General features: G+C 67.2%; 18 protein-coding genes. 12 read left to right on the top strand and 6 right to left on the bottom strand.

Annotated elements, in window-relative coordinates; translation table 11 throughout:
- The 5 genes from MKK67_RS05710 to MKK67_RS05690 form a co-directional block, all read right to left on the bottom strand.
- Positions 1 to 326, bottom strand: a 326-nt coding sequence (locus MKK67_RS05710; protein ID WP_243962721.1) for an ATP-binding cassette domain-containing protein, incomplete at its 3' end; no start/stop codon positions are given.
- Positions 323 to 1,033, bottom strand: a complete 711-nt coding sequence (locus tag MKK67_RS05705) for an ATP-binding cassette domain-containing protein (protein ID WP_243962720.1) — start codon at positions 1,031 to 1,033, stop codon at positions 323 to 325. The genes MKK67_RS05710 and MKK67_RS05705, both read right to left, overlap by 4 nt.
- Positions 1,030 to 2,130: an urea ABC transporter permease subunit UrtC gene (gene urtC, locus MKK67_RS05700; RefSeq protein WP_243962718.1), complete on the bottom strand. Its 1,101-nt coding sequence runs from the start codon at positions 2,128 to 2,130 to the stop codon at positions 1,030 to 1,032. The genes MKK67_RS05705 and urtC overlap by 4 nt, the downstream gene beginning before the upstream one ends.
- Positions 2,127 to 3,749 carry an urea ABC transporter permease subunit UrtB gene (urtB, locus tag MKK67_RS05695; RefSeq protein ID WP_243962716.1) on the bottom strand — a complete coding sequence of 541 codons (1,623 nt, stop codon included), beginning with the start codon at positions 3,747 to 3,749 and terminating at the stop codon, positions 2,127 to 2,129. The genes urtC and urtB overlap by 4 nt, the downstream gene beginning before the upstream one ends.
- A complete protein-coding gene (locus MKK67_RS05690; protein ID WP_243962714.1) occupies positions 3,742 to 4,968 on the bottom strand; it encodes a transporter substrate-binding protein in 1,227 nt (408 codons plus the stop codon). Before MKK67_RS05690 ends, urtB begins: the two co-directional genes overlap by 8 nt.
- A 510-nt stretch (positions 4,969 to 5,478) precedes the next feature.
- On the opposite strand from MKK67_RS05690, the gene MKK67_RS05685 reads away from it, so the two are divergent.
- The 5 genes from MKK67_RS05685 to MKK67_RS05665 are packed head-to-tail and all read left to right on the top strand — an operon-like array spanning position 5,479 to position 10,628.
- Complete coding sequence (locus tag MKK67_RS05685) at positions 5,479 to 6,531, top strand: ABC transporter substrate-binding protein (RefSeq protein ID WP_243962711.1); 1,053 nt, start codon at positions 5,479 to 5,481, stop codon at positions 6,529 to 6,531.
- A gap of 4 nt (positions 6,532 to 6,535) precedes the next feature.
- Positions 6,536 to 7,465 carry an ABC transporter permease gene (locus MKK67_RS05680; RefSeq protein ID WP_243962709.1) on the top strand — a complete coding sequence of 310 codons (930 nt, stop codon included), beginning with the start codon at positions 6,536 to 6,538 and terminating at the stop codon, positions 7,463 to 7,465.
- Between the two features lie 28 nt (positions 7,466 to 7,493).
- Entirely contained in the window at positions 7,494 to 8,291 is a 798-nt protein-coding gene (locus tag MKK67_RS05675) for an ABC transporter ATP-binding protein (RefSeq protein WP_409568369.1), read from the top strand.
- 27 nt (positions 8,292 to 8,318) lie between these two features.
- Positions 8,319 to 9,860, top strand: a complete 1,542-nt coding sequence (locus tag MKK67_RS05670; protein ID WP_243962707.1) for an amidohydrolase family protein — start codon at positions 8,319 to 8,321, stop codon at positions 9,858 to 9,860.
- Positions 9,861 to 9,863: 3 nt separating this feature from the next.
- A complete protein-coding gene (locus MKK67_RS05665) occupies positions 9,864 to 10,628 on the top strand; it encodes an aspartate/glutamate racemase family protein (RefSeq protein WP_243962705.1) in 765 nt (254 codons plus the stop codon).
- 10 nt (positions 10,629 to 10,638) lie between these two features.
- Here the strand turns inward: MKK67_RS05665 and MKK67_RS05660 are convergent, their stop codons facing one another.
- Complete coding sequence (locus MKK67_RS05660) at positions 10,639 to 11,373, bottom strand: aspartate/glutamate racemase family protein (protein WP_243962722.1); 735 nt, start codon at positions 11,371 to 11,373, stop codon at positions 10,639 to 10,641.
- Between the two features lie 261 nt (positions 11,374 to 11,634).
- Here MKK67_RS05660 and MKK67_RS05655 point away from each other — a divergent pair, with 261 nt between their 5' ends.
- From MKK67_RS05655 to MKK67_RS05625, 7 genes are all read left to right on the top strand, one after another.
- Positions 11,635 to 13,236: an ABC transporter substrate-binding protein gene (locus tag MKK67_RS05655; RefSeq protein WP_243962704.1), complete on the top strand. Its 1,602-nt coding sequence runs from the start codon at positions 11,635 to 11,637 to the stop codon at positions 13,234 to 13,236.
- Between the two features lie 4 nt (positions 13,237 to 13,240).
- Positions 13,241 to 14,212 carry an ABC transporter permease gene (locus MKK67_RS05650; RefSeq protein ID WP_243962702.1) on the top strand — a complete coding sequence of 324 codons (972 nt, stop codon included), beginning with the start codon at positions 13,241 to 13,243 and terminating at the stop codon, positions 14,210 to 14,212.
- 2 nt (positions 14,213 to 14,214) lie between these two features.
- Positions 14,215 to 15,042 (top strand): ABC transporter permease, encoded by an 828-nt coding sequence (locus MKK67_RS05645; RefSeq protein ID WP_243962700.1) that lies wholly within the window; start codon positions 14,215 to 14,217, stop codon positions 15,040 to 15,042.
- Positions 15,039 to 16,655: an ABC transporter ATP-binding protein gene (locus MKK67_RS05640; RefSeq protein ID WP_243962698.1), complete on the top strand. Its 1,617-nt coding sequence runs from the start codon at positions 15,039 to 15,041 to the stop codon at positions 16,653 to 16,655. The genes MKK67_RS05645 and MKK67_RS05640 overlap by 4 nt, the downstream gene beginning before the upstream one ends.
- Before the next feature lie 17 nt (positions 16,656 to 16,672).
- The gene (locus MKK67_RS05635) at positions 16,673 to 17,836 is read left to right on the top strand and encodes an amidase (protein ID WP_243962696.1); all 1,164 of its coding nucleotides are present in this window, start codon (positions 16,673 to 16,675) and stop codon (positions 17,834 to 17,836) included.
- Complete coding sequence (gene hpxZ, locus MKK67_RS05630; protein ID WP_243962695.1) at positions 17,837 to 18,235, top strand: oxalurate catabolism protein HpxZ; 399 nt, start codon at positions 17,837 to 17,839, stop codon at positions 18,233 to 18,235.
- A gap of 155 nt (positions 18,236 to 18,390) precedes the next feature.
- Positions 18,391 to 19,614 carry a Zn-dependent hydrolase gene (locus MKK67_RS05625; RefSeq protein ID WP_243962694.1) on the top strand — a complete coding sequence of 408 codons (1,224 nt, stop codon included), beginning with the start codon at positions 18,391 to 18,393 and terminating at the stop codon, positions 19,612 to 19,614.
- Positions 19,615 to 19,628 lie beyond the last annotated feature (14 nt).

Raw genomic sequence — 19,628 nt, 5'->3', positions numbered from 1 at the left:
GCTGCGACCCGCAGGTTCTCGGCGACCGTCAGGTCGGGAAAGATCTCGCGGCCTTGGGGCACGTAGGCGAGCCCCGCACGGGCGCGCCGGTCGGGGGACAGGCGGGTGAGGTCGATCCCGTCGAGGGCGATCCGGCCGCGGCTCGCCGGAATCAGGCCGGTAAGGCAGCGCAGCAGCGTGGTCTTGCCGGCGCCGTTGCGGCCGAGCACGGCGAGGCAGGCCCCCGGCTCGACCGTGAGGCCGATCCCGCGCAGCACCTGCGCACTGCCGTAATGCTGATCAAGCCCCTCGACACCGAGGCGCACGGGTGCGGACGCTTGAGTCATCTTCCGAGGAAGACCTCGATCACGCGGGCATCGCGCCGGGCGCCCGGCATGCTGCCCTCGTAAAGCGTCCGGCCCTCGTGCAGGACCGTCACCCGGTCGGCGATGGCCTCGACGAAGCCCATGTCGTGCTCAATCACCAGGATCACCCGGTCCGGCCGTCGGAGCGCTCGGATCAGCGTGGCGGTCTTGGCCGTCTCTGCGTCGGACAGGCCGGCCACGGGTTCATCGAGCAGGAGGAGCGCGGGCTCGGCGGCCAGGACCATCCCGATCTCCAGCCACTGCTTCTCGCCATGCGCCAGGGTGCTGGCGAGCACCGTAGCGCGCGGGGCGAGGCCGATCTCCCCCAGGACCGAGGCAATGCGAGCGGGACGTTCGCGCGCCGCCAGCGCGGGCCCGCAGCCGATCTCAAGGTTCTCGCGCACGGTGAGCGCCGGAAAGACGCTGGGCTTTTGGAATTTCCTCCGCACGCCAGCCCGGGCGATCTCGGCCTCGGAACGCTTGGTCAGGTCGATGCGATCGCCGAGCATCACCCGGCCCGATACCGGCTTGGTGACACCGGAGATCACGTCGAGCAGCGTGGTCTTGCCGGCGCCGTTCGGGCCGATCACCGCCCGCACCTCGCCCGGGTCGACAGCGAGCGACACCGCATCGAGCGCCGTGAAGCGGCCGAAGGCGACGGTCAGGGCCTCGACTGTGAGGGCGCTCATCGGGTGCCCCGCAGCCAGGTCGGGCGTAGGCGCAACCCCACGAGATCGAGCAAGCCGTTCGGCAGGCCCAGCACCACGAGGAGCACCAGCCCCGACAGGATGAAAGGCCACGCCTCCGGCATCGCGGCGCTGAGCCAGAACTTCAGGCCGTTGACCAGGATGGCACCGATCACCGCTCCGCCGAGCCGTCCCAGTCCGCCGATGGCGACCCAGACGGCGATCTCGATGGAAAGGTCGGGCGCCAGCACCCGCGGGTTGATAATGCCGACCTGCGGCACGTACAGGATGCCGGCGAGCGCCGCGATCATGGCCGAGAGGCACCAGATCCCGAGCTTCAACCGGGTGGTGCTGTAGCCGAGAGTGCGCAGGCGGGTCTCGTCATCGCGGCAGGCAAGCATTCGGCGCCCGACTGCACTGCCGACCAGCAGCCGGGTGGCCACGAGCACCGCTGCCAGCGCCAGCAGGGCCGTGACCGCGAGGCCGGTTACCACGCCGGGCGAACCCATCGGCCAGCCGAACAGCAGCGGGAAACCCGTCATGCCGTTGTTGCCGCCGAGCCCGGTGTCGTTGCGGTACATCAGCAGCATCGCGACGTAGACGAGCGCCTGGCTGATGATCGAGAAGTAGACGCCGTTGACCCGCGAGCGGAACGAGGCGAGCCCGAACACGAAGGCGACGAGGCCGGCGAGCGCCAGGGCGAGGACGAAGGCGTAGGGGGCGTGGTCGAGGCCGGTCCAGTAGGCCGGAAGGCTCTTCCAGCCCATGAACTGCACGAAATCCGGCAGCACGCCGGTCACGGCGACGCCGTGGGCCAGCAGGTGCATGGCGCAGACATAGCCGCCGATCGCGAAGAACAGCCCATGCCCGAGGCTGAGGATGCCGAGATAGCCCCAGACGAGGTCGAGGGAGACCGCGAGGATCGCGAAAGCGGCAAGCTGGCCCAGCGCATTGACGAGGTAGGGCGCGGGCGGCGCGACCAGAAGGCTCGCCGCAGCGGCAAGGCAGAGGCCGACGAGGCCCGCGACCAGGGAATCGAGCACCGTGCGGCGGGCCGGTCCGAGGGGGTTTGCCAGAGCCGGCTGCACGGCGCCGCTCATCGCCGCCGCCGCACCGCGAACAGGCCCTCGGGCCGGCGTTGCAGGAACAGGATGATGCCAACGAGCACGATCACCTTGGCGGCGACCGCGCCCGAGATCGGCTCGATCAGCACGTTGGCGCCGCCAACTCCGAGGGCCGCCACCAGGGTTCCGGCCAGGCTGCCGACGCCGCCAAGCACCACGACCATAAAGCTGTCGACGATGAAGCCCGATCCCATGCCGGGATTGACGCTGTAGATCGGGCACAAAGCCACGCCGGCGAGGCCTGCCAGCCCCGAGCCGAGCCCGAAGGCGAGCCGGTCGACCCGGCGGGTCGGAAGCCCCAGGCAGGCGGCCATGTCGCGATTCTGGGTCACGGCGCGGATATCGAGCCCGAGCGGGGTGCGACGCAGGATCAGGAGCGTCAGGACCAGCGTCGCCGCCGCGAAGCCGATCGCGAAGAGGCGGTTCCAGGTGACGACGAAGTCCGCGTAGAGCGGCACGCCGCCGCTGACATAGGCCGGCATGGCGAACTGGAGGTTCTGGGTGCCGACGGTGACGCGCACGAGGTTCACCAGTAACAGGCTCACCGCCCAGGTGGCGAGCAGGCTCATCAGCGGACGCCGGTAGAGGTGGCGCAGGATCAGCGCCTCGACGACGATGCCGACCAGGGCGACCGCCAGGAAGGCGATCGGGATCGCCGCCACGAGGTAGAGGTCGAGCAGCGCGGGGGCGAACCGACGCAGCGCCTCCTGCACGCCGTAGGTGGCGTAGGCGCCGAGCATGATGAACTCGCCCTGCGCGAGGTTGATCACGCCCATCAGCCCAAAGATGATCGCGAGCCCGGCCGCCGCCATGAAGAGGATACTGGCGAAGCTCAGGCCGTTGTAGAGGATCGCGAGGCCATCGCCGATCGTGACCGCACGCCCGACCTTGGCGAGACCCGCATCGAGGGCGGCCCGGAAGGCCGGGTCGGAACCGTAGGCGGGGTCGCCCTTCAGTGCGGCGAGCCGCGCCGCGGCGGCCCCGGACGGGCTCGCGGCCACGGCGGCGATCGCCGCCCGGCGCCGGGTCGGATCGGGCGAGGACAGGGCGGCCGCCTGGGCGAGGCCGGCGATCGTCCCCTTCAGCGCAGCATCTGTCTCCGCGTTTCGCGCCCGATCGAGCACCGCCGCCGGGACGGTGGCGATGCGCCGTTCCAGGACCGCGAGACCGGCAGAGCGCGCCGCGGGCGTCTCTTCGGTGAGCAGCGCCACCACGCCGCGTGCGGTCTCGACGGCGGCACGCTGGCGCAGGCCGAGGACCGGCGCGCGTGCCTCGGCGGACGGCCGGCGCGCGCCGGTCACGGCGTCCTGGCCCTCCGCCGCATTCGGGCCCTCAAGCAGCAGGGCACCGTCCGGCGGGCAGGTGAGGCGCCGCTCGGCGAGGGCGCCGAGGAGCCGCCCGGCGAAGGCGAGGTCGTCTGCCAGCAGATCGCCGCCGGCGCGGACGAGCCCCTCGGCGGCGCCGACCTGCGCGGTGCCATCCCCGCACAAGGAGCCGGCGAACATCGTCCGGTCGAGCGGCGCTGCGGAGGCTGGGATTGCCAGGAGCGCCAGACACCAGAGCGCCAGGAGAGCACGCCGAATCGGATCAACCATAGGGGCTGAACGGGACCGGCTTCGGCGCGTCGGCGGATTGCCAGAGCATGTCGAAGCCGCGCTTCTCGTTGACCGAACCGATGAAGACGCCGCGGGAGACGTAGTTGTTCTCCCCCGTCATGGTCAGCGTGTAGCCCGACGGGTCGTCGAAGCTGAGGCCCGCGAAGGCCTTGCGCACCTCTGGAACCGCGAAGGAGCCCGCCTTGGCGGCGGCCAGCGCCCAGAGATGGACGCTGTCGTAGGCCGAGACCATCGGATCGATCACCGTATCTGCACTGAATGGGACATTCTTGGCCTTTACGTATGAGGCCCAGTCGCCGAGGAACGTCTTGTTCCGCTCGCCCTTGGCGGCCTGGAGATAGGCCCAGCAGTTCAGGTGGCCGACGAGCTTGCCGGTATCGAGACCCTCGAGATCCGCTTCCACCATGTCGAGCCCAAGGATCGGCACGTCGGTGGCGCTGATGCCCTGGTTGGCAAATTCGCGCAGGAAATCGGGGATCGAGGAGCCGACGACGGTCAGCACCACGATCGGCTGGCCCCCGGGCTGGCTGGCGAAGCTGCGCACCTGGTTCACGAGGGTCTGGAAGTTCGAGAAGCCGAAGGGGACGTATTCCTCGCGCCACGCGCTTTCCGGGATCCCCTTGCTCTTCCAGTACCCCTTCAGCTGCTTGTTGATCGTGCGCGGCCAGACGTAGTCCGAGCCGATCATGAAGAAGCGCTTCGCGCCGACGCCGTCCTGACCCATCAGGTAGTCCACCGCCGGCAGCACGGAGCTCGCGGGCGGCGAGTTCACGTAGACGACGTTCTTGGAATTCTCGTCGCCCTCGAAATGGAGCGGGTAGAACAACAACCCGTCATTCTGCTCGACGACGGGCAGAACCGATTTACGGGACACGGAGGTCCAGCAGCCGAACAGGGCCGCGACCTTCTCCTGCTGCAGCATCTGCCGTCCGACCTGCGCGTAGAGTGGCCAGTCCGAGGCCGGATCGGAGGTCAGCACCTCGATCTGGCGCCCGTTGACGCCGCCGCGGCCGTTGATCTCGTCGGCGGCCATGCGGACCACGTGGTTCAGCCGGCCCTCAATATTGGCCATCGTGCCGGATGACGAGAACAGGCAGCCGAGCTTGACGGTGTCGGCGGCGAAGGCCGGCCGGATGAGAGCCGGTGCCGCGAGCAGCGCCGCGGTGCCGACGAAGCTGCGCCGCGTGAGATGCGTCATCGATCCCGAAGCTCCCATGGGTTGAGCGCCCGATTGTCGGCCGATGTTCGGTAGCCGGGAAGGTCAAAGAGGCTGCAGGCCGGCGAGGATCTTGCGCATATTGGCGGCACATGCGCGCACGAATGGCGGTCTTCGGCTGTGAACGTCAAAATTATCGTATCAATTACGAGCTTCTCAACCGTCGGAAACGGGGCGCGACTTCGTCAAAATCACGAGGGCGGGTGCATCCAGCCCACGTCACCGGGGCGCAGGAATGCCTGCGCCGGTCGAGGCGCGTCCTACCAGACGTTTCGGTCGCGAATGGCACGCTTCTTGTGAGCATCACATCAGCGCAGCGTCGCGCAAAGCGACGACTACGGGTTGGCGTGCCGTCGATACTGTGAGGTGCCGGGTGACCGGATCTCCGCGACCGCTTTGCCCCTGTCACGACCTCGACATCGTCGCGCGTCCGGCCGGGAGCCGGCGCACCGCCTGAAAGACTCCGACATCCGCCTCCTGAGGAGAGCCGATATGTGCGACCGTCACGGCGATTATCGCGTTCCCGATTTCTCACGGTTCAAGCCCAGCCGCAGACGCTTTCTCGGCGGAACTGCCGCGGCGCTCACGCTCGCCGTGGGGCCCGGCACGATCGGCCAGGCCGCGGCGGCCACCGGCATCCGGGCTACGCACGGGACCGGCTTCTGCAATTTGAACTTCTTCCTGGCCGAGGCGATGCAACTCGCCAAGGACGACGGTCTCACCATCGACTTCGTGAACACGCCGACCTTTTCGGATCAGGTCACCTTCCTCGGGATGGGTCAGGTCGATGCCGGCGTGATGCCCTACACTAGCTTCATGGCACTCTACGATGCGGGTGCCCCGGTGAAGATCGTGGCGGGCGGCGGCATCGAGGGCTGCGTGCTCGTAGCCCAGCCGGGCCTCGACAGTCCGGAGAAGCTCAAGGGCAAGACGCTCGGCACCTTCCAGCTCGATACGCTCGAAGTACTGCCCTACGACTGGCTGAAGAAGAACGGCGTCGCCTTCAAGGACATCACGGTCCGCTACATGGGGTCCACCCCGGAGGCCGTGGAGGCGTTCCGCGCCGGCGCCCTCGACATCATCTCCACGATCGAGCCCTACGGCACGGCGCTGCTGACCGACGTGAAGGGCGCCGTAAAGCTCTCCGACGGCACCGACATCTACGGTAAGGGCTATACTGACTGCGTGCTCGCCGTGCGCAATGAGCTGATGGCCAAGAACCCGGGCGCCGTTAAAGCTCTGATCAAGAGCATGATGAAGGCTCAGGCCCTGGCCGAGGGCGACCCCCAGGCCGCCCTGAACAAGCTCGTCGGCTCCTACTACAAGACCTCGATGAGCAACGCCCAGCTCGCCATGGGCCGGCAGCCCTCGGTGGTGGACGCCCGCAACCAGACCCAATTCATCCTCGACCGGACCGATTCCGTCGCCGAGATGGGCTACATTAAGAAGAAACCCGGCCGCGACGCGATCGACTGGACCCTGCTGGAACAGGTCATCGCCGAAAACCCGGAGCTCTACGGCAAGCTCAAGCTGAAGTCGGCCTGAGCGGATGGCCATCGATCTCGCCCGCGCCGCCGCCGTCCCGCACGGCCAGCCGCGCCTCCCGTTCGCGCAGCGCCTCGCTCTGCCCGACGGGCTCGTCCCGCTTCTGCAACGGATCGGCTGGATGCTGGTCTCAGTCGGCTGCTTCGCCGGCCTCTGGGAGCTGCTCTGGGCGTTCGGCATCGCCGATGCCAAGCTGCTGCCGCCGCCGCACATCTTCCTCGGCAACCTCGTCGAGCAGGCACGCTTCTTCAACACCGCCCAACGCTGGCAGATCGGCACCGGGATGAACGCCGGCCCAAGCCCCGCCATGGCGGTGTTGATCACAGTGATGGCCTCTACCGGCCGGGTGTTGGCAGGACTGTTCCTGGCCGCGACCCTGTCGATCCTGGTCGGCGTGGCGATCCGCTATTTCGTGCTGTTCGAGCGGCTGACCTTGCCGACCATCACGCTCCTGGCGCCGGTCTCGCCGATCGCGTGGCTGCCGGTGGCGATCTTCATGTTCGGGATCGGCAACGCTCCGGCGATCTTCATGGTGTTCATCGCCCTATTCTTCACGATGGTCCTCTCCACCATCCATCAGATCGACGGGGTCAACCGGAACTACATCAACGTCGCCCGGACGATGGGTGCGTCGAAGCGCCAGATCTACGCACGAGTGATCGTGCCGGCGATCCTGCCGGGGCTTCTGGCAGTGCTTCGTCTCAACCTGTTCGGGGCCTGGATGGTGGTCCTCGTCGCCGAGGCGACCGGCGTTGGCTACGGGCTCGGTCAGGTGATCATGCTGGCGCGTAACACCTTCAACCCGTCGCTGGTCTTCTTCACCATCACGCTGATTGGCCTCCTCGGCTTTGCCTTTGATCTGCTGTTTCGGCTGGTTCAGCGGCGGATGCTCTATTGGCTGCCACGCGACGCGGGGTCTTCCCTTGGCCTCTGACCATCTCTCCGTTACCGATCGCCCGGCCGTGTCCGGCCAGAGCGACGCTGTGTCCTGCCGCGGTGTTTCCAAGGTCTGGGCCGCCGGCACCGCCCGCGCCCACGAGGCCCTGCGCGACATTGACCTCGACGTGCAGCCCGGCGAGTTCGTGGTGTTCCTCGGCCCGTCCGGCTGCGGGAAGAGCACGCTGCTCTACCTGATCGCCGGGCTCGAGGCCGCCACAGGGGGGCGGATCCAGTCCTTTGGCGAACCGGTGGCTGGACCATCCCCCGAACGCAGCCTGATCTTTCAGGAGACTTCGCTCTTCCCCTGGCTCAGCGTCTGGCAGAACGTCAGCTTTGGCCTATCGCTAAAGGGTGTTCCGGAATCGGAGCGCCGGAGCATCGCGCGATCCGCCCTCCAGCGGGTCGGCCTCGCCGAGGCGTTCGACAAGCGGCCCGACGAGCTGTCGGGGGGCATGCGTCAGCGCGTAGCGGTTGCCCGGGCGCTGGCCATGCGCCCCAAAGTCCTTCTGATGGACGAACCCTTCGCGGCGCTCGACGTGCAGACCCGCCAGAAGATGCAGGACTTCCTGCTCGATGTCTGGCGCGACAGCGGCGCCTCGGTGCTTTTCGTGACCCACCACATCGACGAGGCGGTGGCGCTGGCCGACCGAGTGGTGGTGTTCACCGCGCGTCCGGGCCGAATCAAAACGATCGTGGTCAACACCCTGCCGCGCCCCCGCGACCCTTTCTCGCCCGGTGCCGAAGCGATGCGGCGGCATCTCACCGAACTCCTGCGTGATGAGGTCGATCGGGCCTTCGCCGAGCAGGAAGCGCTTGCCTGACCAATTCCGACCATAACGGACCGAAGCATGGCCACATCGTTGATTCGCAGCCGGCGGATGATCACCCGCACACTCGACCGTGAGCGGTGGGAGGAGGTTGCCGACGGAGCTGTGCTCCAGAAGGACGGGGTGATCGAGGCGGTCGGCACCTACGCGGAGCTGCACGCGCGCTATCCCGACGTGCCCGTGATCGGCTCGGGCCGCGAGATCCTGCTGCCTGGCTTCGTCAACGGGCACCACCATGTCGGTCTGACGCCGGTCCAGCTCGGCTCCCCCGACATGCCGCTTGAGCTTTGGTTCGTCACCCGCATGGTGGCGCGCAACCTGAACCTCTATCTCGATACTCTCTACTCGGCCTTCGAGATGGTCGGCTCCGGGATCACCACGGTCCAGCACATCCACGGGTGGATGCCCGGCTCTTTGGAGGAGGTCGAGGCGCGCTCGAACGAGGTGCTGCGTGCCTATCGCGACATCGGCATGCGGGTTTCGTACTGCTTCGCGGTGCGCGACCAGAACCGACTCGTCTACCAGGCGGACATGGATTTCGTGGCGAGCCTGCCGACCTCGCTTCAAGATCCGATGAAGCGCTGGTTCGAACGCTTTCAGATGTCACTGGAGGACAATTTCGCGCTATTCCGCAGCCTGCATTCAGGCCAGGCCGGGGCTGCACGGGCCAAGATACAGCTTGCCCCGGCCAACCTCCACTGGTGCTCCGACGCGGCGCTCGAGGGCCTGTCCGGGCTCTCCGAATCCTACAATGTGCCGATGCACATGCATCTGGTCGAGACCGCCTACCAGAAAGCCTACGCAGAAAAGCGCAGCGGCGGGACGGCAGTGGAACATCTCGACCGGTTCGGCCTGCTGGGGCCGCGTATGACGCTCGGCCATGGCGTCTGGCTGAACGAGGCCGACATCGACCGCGTGGCCGCGACCGGAACCTGCATCTGCCACAACTGCTCCTCGAACTTCCGGCTGCGTTCGGGGGTGGCGGCTCTCAACCGCTTCGAGGCGAAGGGCATCAACACCGCGATTGGACTCGACGAAGCAGGCATCAACGACGATCGCGACATGCTCCAAGAGATGCGGCTTGTGCTGCGCGCCCACCGGGTGCCCGGCATGGACGAGGCCGACGTGCCGGGCATGGCCCAGGTGCTGCGCATGGCGACTGTCGGAGGCGCCCGCACCACCGGCTTCGGCGACAGCCTCGGCACGATCGAGGTCGGCAAGGCCGCCGACCTCGTGCTGTTGGACTGGGACCAGATCGCATATCCCTACCTCGACGCCGAGACGCCGCTACTCGACGCTGTAATTCAGCGTGCCAAGACCGGCGGTGTCACAACGGTGCTGTGCGACGGCGAGGTGCTCTACGCTGATGGCCGTTTCACCCGGGTCGACCGCGACGCTGCCCTGAAGGCGCTGCACGACGACTTGGCACGCGCCCTGTCAGACGATGAGGTCGAGCGGCGTCAGCTCTCCAAGGCCCTCCTTCCTCACGCCCGGCGCTTTTACGCCGACTATATCGACCCCGCTCGGCACGAGCCGTTCTACCGCCCGAGTTCGCGCGTCTGAGGCGTGAGAATCCTCCTCGTCAACCCGAACACCTCGGCGGCCATGACGGCCCGGATGGAGGCTGCCGTCGCCAGTGCGCTGGCCCCGGACGTGCGGCTCACCGCACTGACGGCGGCGCACGGCCTCCCCTACATCGCGAGCCGAGCAGAGGCGCAGCTCGCCGGCGCAGCCGTGCTGGAAACTCTGGCCGAACACCAATCCGGCTTCGACGCCGCCGTGATCGCGGCTTTCGGCGATCCCGGCCTGATCGCGGCACGCGAGCTGTTCGACCTGCCCGTCGTTGGGATGGCCGAGGCGGCGATGCTCACCGCGTGCATGCTCGGCCAGCGCTTTGGTGTCGTGACGTTCTCGGGCACTCTGCTGCCCTGGTACGAGGATGCGGTGCTGCTGGCCGGACTCTCTGCCCGATGCGCCTGTGTCCGGTCGGTTGCGGTCGGCTTCCGGTCGGTCACGGAGGTTCAGCACGAGCTTGAGGCAGAGATCGTCGCCCTGGCGAACCAAGTTGTGACCGAGGATGGTGCCGACGCGGTGATCCTAGCCGGAGCGCCGCTTACCGGCCTGGCTGCACGGATTGCCGAGGCGGTCCCGGTCCCGCTGATCGATCCGCTCTCGGCCGCGCTCGGGCAGGCGCAGGTCATGGTCCGGCTCGCCGTAAAGCCGCCGCGGGCGGGCCGCTTCGCGCGTCCGCCGGCCAAGCCCGCCACCGGCTTCGCGCCGGCTTTGCAGCGGTGGATCGAGCACCGCAAAGCCGATGACGACCCGGTCTAAGGCCGGTCGCTCAGGCAATCGCGAACACTTCGCCCCATCCGATGATCGCCTCGGTGCCTGCACCGGCAAGGTCCATGGCCTTCCAAAGGCTGACCGCTACCGAATCGTAGACTGGGATGCCCAGTTCGGCCTCCAGGGCGGAGGCGATCGCGCCGCCCGCGAGGTTGGTGCAGACGATAGCCGCGGCCTGCGCCCCCTCTGCCGCGACGGCGCGCACCATGCCTGCAATCTCGGTTGCGCCGGCCAGAGCGAATTCGAAGTTCTCTGAGAGACCGAGATGCCGCTCTGCCGAGCAGTCGAACCCGCTGGAGCGCCAATTCGCCTGGATCTGCGCCTGGACGTCCCCGGTATAGGGGGTCACCAGCCCAATGCGTTCGATGCCGCGTCGCCAAAACAGGTCGCGGAAAGCAAGCGCGGAGGTCGAGGCCGGCACGCCGGTTCGCTCGGTCACCGCCGCTGCGAGCGCCACGTCATTGTCGAAGCCAAGCCAGGCACCCGCCGTCCCGTTCCAAAGGATCGAGGTGACTCGCGCATCGGCGAGCAGGTCGGCGGCCGCGAGCATCGGATCCTGCGCGAATTGGCCCAGTGCGACGGCTGACAAGCCGATCTGCGTCACGCGCACGCGTGAAAAATGGGCCGTGACCGCGTCCTGTCCGTCCAGCATGCGCGCCGTCATCGGTTCGAGCACGCTGTTCGACGAAGGGGTAAGCATCCCGAGCCTGATCGTCCGTCCGGATTCGAGCATCGTGTTCAATGGCTCCAAACGCGAGCCAGGGACGGCTCGGTCGCAGCTCATGGCAAAGTTCGTTCCGAGGCGGAACTCAGGCATCCGGCATCGGAGATAAAGACTTATTTCCAGTTTGCTTTCACGCGGTCTTCGATGCCGTGCGCAGATCCCCCCGATCAATCGACATCATAATGGGATGAATTTGTCCTCCCGGTGGCACGACCGTTGCTGAAGCCCCCTCAACTTCAGGAGTCCTTCGGCTTGTCTCGCACATCTCACTTGACTGATTTCTCCCGCCGCACGGTGCTGGCGCTCCCACTCGGTCTCGCCGCGGCCTCGAGCGGCGCAAGCGCAGCCGAACCGAAGCGGGGCGGCACGATGGTGATGATCGTGCATCCAGAGCCTTCGACCTTAGCTCATTACGCCGTGTCGGCCGGCAACATCCCGCCAATTGCCACCCAGGTCTATGAAGGTCTGTGCACCTACGACTGGGATTTGAACCCACGGCCCAACCTCGCCAAGTCGTGGGATGTCGCACCGGACGGCAAGACCATCACATTCACACTTCAGGAGGGCGTGACCTTTCACAACGGCAAGCCGTTCACCAGCGCGGACGTGCAATACTCCTTTATGGAAATATTGAAGAAGTATAATCCTGTCGCCCCAGTAATGCTTGCAGAACTGGTAGCAGTCGATACGCCCGATCCGATGACCGCGGTGCTGCGCCTCGCCAACCCTGCCCCGTACATCATGAAAGCGCTCTCGGGGCGCGACCTGCCGATCCTGTGCCGATCGGTGTTCGAGGGAACCGATGTCCTTCAGAACCCGACCGCCAACAAGCCGATCGGGACCGGCCCGTTCAAGTTCGTGAGCTGGGAGCGCGGTCAGTCCGTGCGGCTCGACCGCAACGAGAATTACTGGAGGCCAGGGCTACCGTACCTCAATCGTATCGTCGCCCGCTTCATCCCGGATGCCGCAACGCGTTCGGCCGCCATGGAGGCCGGGGAAGCCCATTTCGCCGGCTACAGCGCGGTGAACTATGCCGATCTCGCGCGGATGAAGACCAATCCAGTCCTCGACCTGACGACCCAAGGCTACGAGATGACGCCGGCCCAGAGCGTCCTGGAGTTGAACGGCCGCCATCCGCAACTCCAGAAGAAGCCGGTGCGCCAAGCCATCGCCTACGCGATCGACCGCAACGTCATCCTCAGGGACGTGATGTTCGGTTATGGCCTGCCCGCCTCGGGTCCGCTCAGCCGCAAATTTAAGACGGCTGGCCTCTACACCGACGACGTGCGTCAGTATGACGTGCCGGATCGACTGGAGATCGCCAACCGCCTGCTCGATGAGGCCGGTGCGCCCCGCGGAGCGGGCGGGATACGCTTTGCCCTGCACCTGGAAGTGAACTCGTTCGGCGAGCAGTGGCTGCGGCAGGCCGAGTACCTCAAACAGGCGCTTGGCGGGGTCGGAATCGACGTGACACTCCGTTCGGAAGACACCGCGACTTGGCTGCGGCGCGTCTATACGAACTACGATTACGACATCAACGAGCCGTTTCTGAGCCAGGGCGTCGATCCGGTCTACGGGTTGAACAAGCAGTTCCTGACATCGCAGATCCGAAAAGGTGTCACCTTCGTCAACGACACGTTCTACGCGAACCCAGAGGTCGACCGGATGCTCGGCGAGGGCGCGCGCGAGTTGGACCCGGAAAAGCGCGGGGCGATCTATAAAAAGGTCCAGCAGATCCTGGCCGAGGACAGTCCGATGATCTGGCTGATCGACGTGCAATACGTGAGTGTCTTCAACCGGCGCCTCAAGGATCACACCACCGGACCGCTGGGCACACAACAGGCGTTTGAGCGAGCCTGGATGGATAAGTAATCCCGTGCGGCTCGCGCGCTTTCTCGGTCATCGGCTTCTGCTGGCGATCCCGGTGGTCCTGGGCATCGTCGTGCTAAATTTTTTCCTGATCCACCTGGCGCCGGGCGATGCGGCGTCGGTTCTGGCTGGCGAGAGCGGGGCGGCCAGCCCGGAATACATGGAGCAGCTGCGGCACAAGTTCGGCCTCGACCAGCCGATGGCGACGCAGTTCGGCGTCTACCTGCTCAACATGCTTCACCTCGATCTCGGCTACTCATTCCGAAACGACAGCCCTGTGGCAAGCCTGATCCTCGACCGGCTGTGGCCGACGAGCCTGCTGATGCTGACCGCCTTCGGGACCGCCTTGGTCATCGGCACGCTTCTGGGCCTCGCGGCCGCGACCGGGCGCAATTCCTGGCGCGACGCGGTGATCTCGCTCGTCAGCCTGGTGGCCTATGCCACGCCGGGATTCTGGCTCGGCCTGATGATGATCGTGATTTTCGCGATCCGGCTCGGCTGGCTGCCCACCAGCGGCTTCGACACGGTGGGGGCCGACAACGAGGGCTGGGACGAGGTCTGGGATGTCGGGCGTCACTTGGTCATGCCGGCCGTTGCCCTCTCGCTCTTCTACCTCGCCGTTTACGCCCGGGTGATGCGCGCCTCCGTCCTGGAACAGGTCGGCATGGACTACGTCACCACGGCCCGGGCCAAGGGTCAGACCGAGACCCGGGTGATGACCGGCCACGTCCTGCGCAACGCCCTACTGCCGGTGGTCACCATGGCGGGGGTACAGGCCGGCAACCTGATCGGCGGCTCGATCGTGGTCGAGACGGTGTTCGGATGGCCCGGGGTCGGCACCCTGGCCTTCAACGCGCTCCAGTCGCGCGACCTCAACCTGCTGCTCGGCATCTTCTTCGTCTCTGCCTGCCTCGTGGTGGTGATCAACCTCGCCGTGGACCTCGTCTACGTCTGCCTCGATCCCCGGATGGAGCTGTAGCGATGCGGTCCGCTCTGGCGCGGTTCGCGCGCAACCGACTGGCGCTCCTCGGAGCGACCGTGCTGCTCGGGCTGCTTGCCCTCGTGGCGCTCACCCCGCTGCTGTTTCCCGACGATCCGTTTCGCCTGGTCGGGCCCGCGCTCCAGCCGCCGGGTGGCCGGTTCCTGCTCGGCACCGACACGCTCGGGCGGGATGTCGCCGCGGAGATCGCCTACGGCGCGCGCACCTCGCTAATGATTGGGCTCGGCGCGACGCTTGCCGCAATCCTGTTCGGAACCCTCGTCGGGGGATTGGCCGGCTATTACCGGGGCGGCGTCGAGATCGCGCTGATGCGGCTCACAGAGTTTTTCCAGACGATCCCAGCCTTCGTGCTGGCGATCCTCATCGTGGCGATCCTGTCGCCGTCGCTCACCAGCGAGATAGTGGCCATCGCGGCGGTCTCCTGGCCGGGCATCGCCCGGCTGGTGCGGGGCGAGTTCGTGGCGCTTGGCGGGCGCGAGTTCGTGCTCGCTTGCGACGGCCTGGGGGCGGGCGACGCCCGCATCATTTTCCGCCACATGCTGCCGAACTGCGCCTCGGCGATCATCGCCGTGGGGTCGCTGCTGATCGGGACGGCTATCCTGATCGAGGCAGGGCTCGCGTTCCTCGGGCTCGGCGACCCGAACGTGATGAGCTGGGGCCTGATCATCAGTGCCGGACGCGCAGTTCTGCGCTCGGCGTGGTGGATCTGCACCTTCCCGGGCATCGCAATTCTGCTCACCGTTCTCGGCATCAATCTCGTTGGCGATGGCTTGAATGAGGCACTGAACCCGAGGCTCCGCGAGCGATGAGCGACTCCGTCCTCGACATCAAGAAGCTGACGATCGCGTTGCCCTCGGGCGCGGACAGGCCGAACGCGGTCACCGACGTGGACCTCGTGCTGCGGCCGGGCGCCGTCACCTGCCTCATCGGCGAGAGCGGATCGGGCAAGTCGCTGGTGGCGCGCGCGATCCTCGGATTGCTGCCCGGGCCGCACGTGCGCGTCTCCGGCGGGCGCATCGACTTTGAGGGTGAGAACCTCGCGACGATCACGCCGAAGCAGATGCGCCGCATCCGAGGGGCGCGCATCGCGATGATCTTCCAAGAGCCGATGACGGCTCTCAACCCGCTTCACACGATCGGGCGCCAGCTTGACGAGGTCCTGCGAATCCATACGGCGCTCGGCCGCGCCGACCGGAGGGCTCGGGTCGTCGCACTTCTCGACAGCGTCCACCTGCCGGAGCCCGCTCGGCTCCTGCGCTCCTATCCCCACCAGCTCTCCGGCGGCCAGCGCCAGCGCGCGATGATCGCCATGGCGCTGGCGCTGAACCCACGGCTTCTCATCGCCGACGAGCCGACCACCGCGCTGGACGTGACCACCCAGGCGCAGATCCTTCACCTGATCCGGGAATTGCAGCGTGAGCACGGGACCAGCGTCCTGTTCATCACACACGATTTCGGTGTGGTCGCCGACATCGCCGACACGGTCGCGGTGCTGCAGAAGGGCACCCTGGTTGAGCAGGGCCCCGCAGCTTCGGTTCTTGGCGCCCCGAAGCATCCCTATACGCGCGCCTTGATCGCGGCGGTGCCCAGGCTGGCGCCGCCGCCGCAACGACCGCCCAGCACGGCCCCCCTGGTGGTCGAAGTCCGGGCGGTCGAGAAAACCTACGGTGCGCGCGGCCTGTTCGGCGGGCGCATCACCCGCGCGCTCGATGGCGTCGATTTAGAGCTGCGGCGGGGGGAGACCCTAGGGCTCGTCGGCGAGAGCGGCTCGGGCAAGAGCACCCTGGCGCGGGCGATCACCCGGCTGATGCCCGTCGATAGCGGCGAGATCCTTCTCTCCGGGCACAGCGTCGGCGCGCTGACCCGCCGCCAGATGCGTCCGCACCGCAAGCGGGTGCAGATGGTGTTCCAGGACCCCTACGGATCCCTCGACCCGCGCCAGCGCGTCGTCGACATCGTCGCCGAAGGCCCGATCATCCATGGCACCATGCCGGAGGTCGCCAAGGCCCAAGCCCGCGAGATGCTGGCGCTCGTCGGCCTCGACCGCGCGGGGGCGCAGCGCTTCCCGCATGAATTCAGCGGCGGCCAGCGTCAGCGGATCGGCATCGCCCGCGCCTTGGCCATGCAGCCCGAGGTGCTGGTGGCCGACGAGCCGGTCTCAGCCCTGGACGTCTCCGTGCAAGCCCAGGTTCTGGCTCTGCTCGCCGACATCAAAGCGCGGTTGCACCTCAGCATGGTGTTCGTGACCCACGACCTGCGCGTCGCCCTGCAGGTCTGCGACCGGATCGCCGTGATGCGGGCCGGCCAGGTGGTCGAGGTCGCGCCCACGTCCGAGATCTTCTTCGCGCCTAAGCACCCTTACACCCGGGCGCTGTTTGCAGCCGTGCCCGGCGCCCAATGGCAGGAATCGATCCCCGCATGATGCCCGAGCAGTCCGCCATGTCGACCGACCCATTCCTTCCGGGGCCGCGCACCCGCGTCGCAGGCTCCGCGACCGGGCCGCTCGCTGGGCTCGGCTTCGCCGTGAAGGACCTGATCGACGTCGCCGGGATCCCCACCGGTGGCGGCAACCCGGATTGGCCGCGAATCTACCCGACTCCGGCGCGACACGCCTGGGCGGTACAGACGCTCCTCGACGCGGGCGCTTCGGTGGTGGGCAAGACCGTCACCGACGAGGTCTCGTTGGGGATCCTCGGCGAGAATGCCCATGACGGCACCCCGCTGAATCCAGCCGCACCGGACCGGGTGCCCGGTGGTTCATCCAGCGGCTCGGCGTCAGCTGTAGCCTCGGGAGCCTGTGACTTCGCGCTGGGCACCGACAGCGGGGGTTCCGTGCGTGTGCCGGCGAGCTTCTGCGGCCTCTACGGGATCCGCCCGACCCATGGTCGCATCGATTTCTCCGGGATCTGCGTCCAGGCTCCGAGCGCCGATACCTGCGGCTGGTTCGCCCGCGATCCGAAGACCTTCGCTCAGGTCGGCGAAGTCCTGTTCGGCGCGGCGATGCCGGATCGGCTGCCAGATACGCTGCTTGTGGCCGCGGATGCGCTCGGCTTCGCCGACGCCGCGGTGCAGCAGACGCTAACACCGTTCATCGACCGGCTGGCCGCCCTGATCGGCAACCGGCGCGACGTGACGATGGCGCCGCAGGGCCTGTCAGTGTGGCAGCGAGCACAGCGCGTCCTGCAGAGCAGCGAGGCGTGGCAGACCTTCGAACCCTGGCTCGACACCCACAATCCGCGCCTCGCCTTCTCCGTAGCCCGAGCGCTCGTCCAGGGCTCGATGATGACGGAGGCCGAGCGCAGCGCCGCGAACCTGATGCGGATCGAGGCACGGGCGCGCATGGCACGGCTTCTGCCCCCCGGGACCATCCTGTGTCATCCAACCACACCGTTCCCGGCCCCTAGGCGCGGGCTACCACTTAGTGTGCTTAATCCGCTGCGTGAGCGCATCAGTTGCCTGACGAGCCACGGCGGCCTCACGGGCGTCCCGCAGGTGAACATTCCGGGCGGGCAGGTCGATGGCGCCCCGGTGGGCTTGTCGATCATCGGTGCGCGCGGATCCGACCTCAACCTAATCCGCACCGCTCTCGCCCTGGAGGCCTAGATGGACGCGACCGTAAACCGCCCCGAAGTCGTGGCCGAGGTCTCGGCCCTGTTCGAGCGCTACGAGCAGGCACTGATCGACAAGGAGGTCGCGGTTCTGGACGCGACCTTCTGGGACAGCCCTCACACGATCCGCTACGCCGTGGGCGAGAATGGCTATGGCTTCGCGGCGATTCATGCCGCTCGCATCGCGGCCGATCCACCGCCTGGGGGGACCAAGGAGGCACGCATCCGGCTGGAGATCCTGACGATCGGCTCAGACGTCGCCACCGTAAACCTTGAGTTCAAGCCGCGCGGCAAGCCCGGTATAGGGCGCCAAAGCCAGACATGGATGCGCCTGCCCAATATCGGGTGGAAGGTGGTCTCCGCACACGTGTCGATCATCGCCGTGCAGGCCTGAACCAATACTGCCGGGCGATCATGGGGAGCCCAACGAGACCGGCGTGATGGGCGGCGAGATTTCTGTCCCGGCCAGGGAGAAACCCATTGGAACAAGCATCCGTCACAGCTCTCCGCCAAGCGGTCCGCCAGCAACGAGGGCGGGCGGAGCATCTGTTGACAGAGCTCGCCTGCTGCGGCCGGAACGATCCTGGGTTCACCCGGCCCTCGTACAGCCCGGAGGAGACCGAGGCCCACGCTCTCGTGATGCGCAGCGCAGATGATCTAGGTTTGTCCATCCGCCAGGATGCCGCCGCCAATACTTACATGACGCTACCAGGCAGGAACCGCACCCTGCCACCGATTCTAATCGGCTCCCATCTCGACACCGTCTCGCACGGCGGCAACTTCGACGGGGCCGCCGGGGTCGTCGCTGGGCTCGCGGCTGTCGCGGCGATCCAGAGCCTTGGACTGATCCCGGACCGCGATATCACCGTCATGGCCGTGCGCGCCGAGGAGAGCGTCTGGTTCCAGGTATCCTACCTTGGAAGTCGAGCGGCACTTGGCACTCTGCCGGAGGGAGCGCTGGCCATCACTCGGGTCGATACCGGGCGCGACCTCGCCAATCACATCGCGGCCTCCGGCGGTGATCCCGAGGCCCTGCGCGGAGGTGCGCCACCGCTCGATCCGTCTGCGATCCACGCCTTCCTGGAGGTGCATATCGAGCAGGCTCCGAGTCTCGTCGAGGCCGGGATCGCGGTCGGCATCTGCACCGGGATCCCGGGCAACTTCCGCTATCCGGATGCCCAGATCCTCGGCCGCTACGACCATGTTGGCACGCCCCGGCGGTTCCGGCGCGACGCTGCCATGGCCGGCGCGGAGATCGCTCTGGCGCTTGACCGGATCTGGCAGGCCAACGAAGAGGCCGGCCGCCCTATGGCCGTCACGTTCGGGCGGTTCCACACCGACGGTGCAGCCCACGGGCTGACCACAGTCCCGGGCGAGTTTCGGTTCAGCCTGGACGTACGCGCCTATGAGGCGAACATGCTTGCAAAGATCGAGGAACAATTCCTGGCCCAGGTCGCGACAATCGTGGCGCGCCGCAATGTCGACATTGTGCTCGGCCCGCGCGCCGAGGTGGCGGTCGGAGAAGTCTCGTCGCGGATCCGCGGCGGTCTCGAGGCCGCGGCTACAGCCCTTGGCATCGCCACCATGCCCCTCGGCAGCCCGGCCTCGCATGATGCTGCGGCCTTCGCCAAAGCTGGTGTTCCGATGGCGATGCTCTTCGTGCGCAACGCTAACGGCAGCCACAACCCCGATGAGGCCATGGAGATAGACGACCTAACGGACGCCGTCGCGATCCTCACCACCTGGCTGGTAGCCGAAACCAGATGCGATTGATCGGGGCACCTCGG

Origin of the sequence: Methylobacterium sp. J-072 (assembly GCF_022829425.1) — a bacterium.
Lineage (GTDB): Bacteria > Pseudomonadota > Alphaproteobacteria > Rhizobiales > Beijerinckiaceae > Methylobacterium.
Note: the sequence above shows the minus strand (reverse complement) of the source record. Positions and strands in the feature narration are given on the sequence as shown.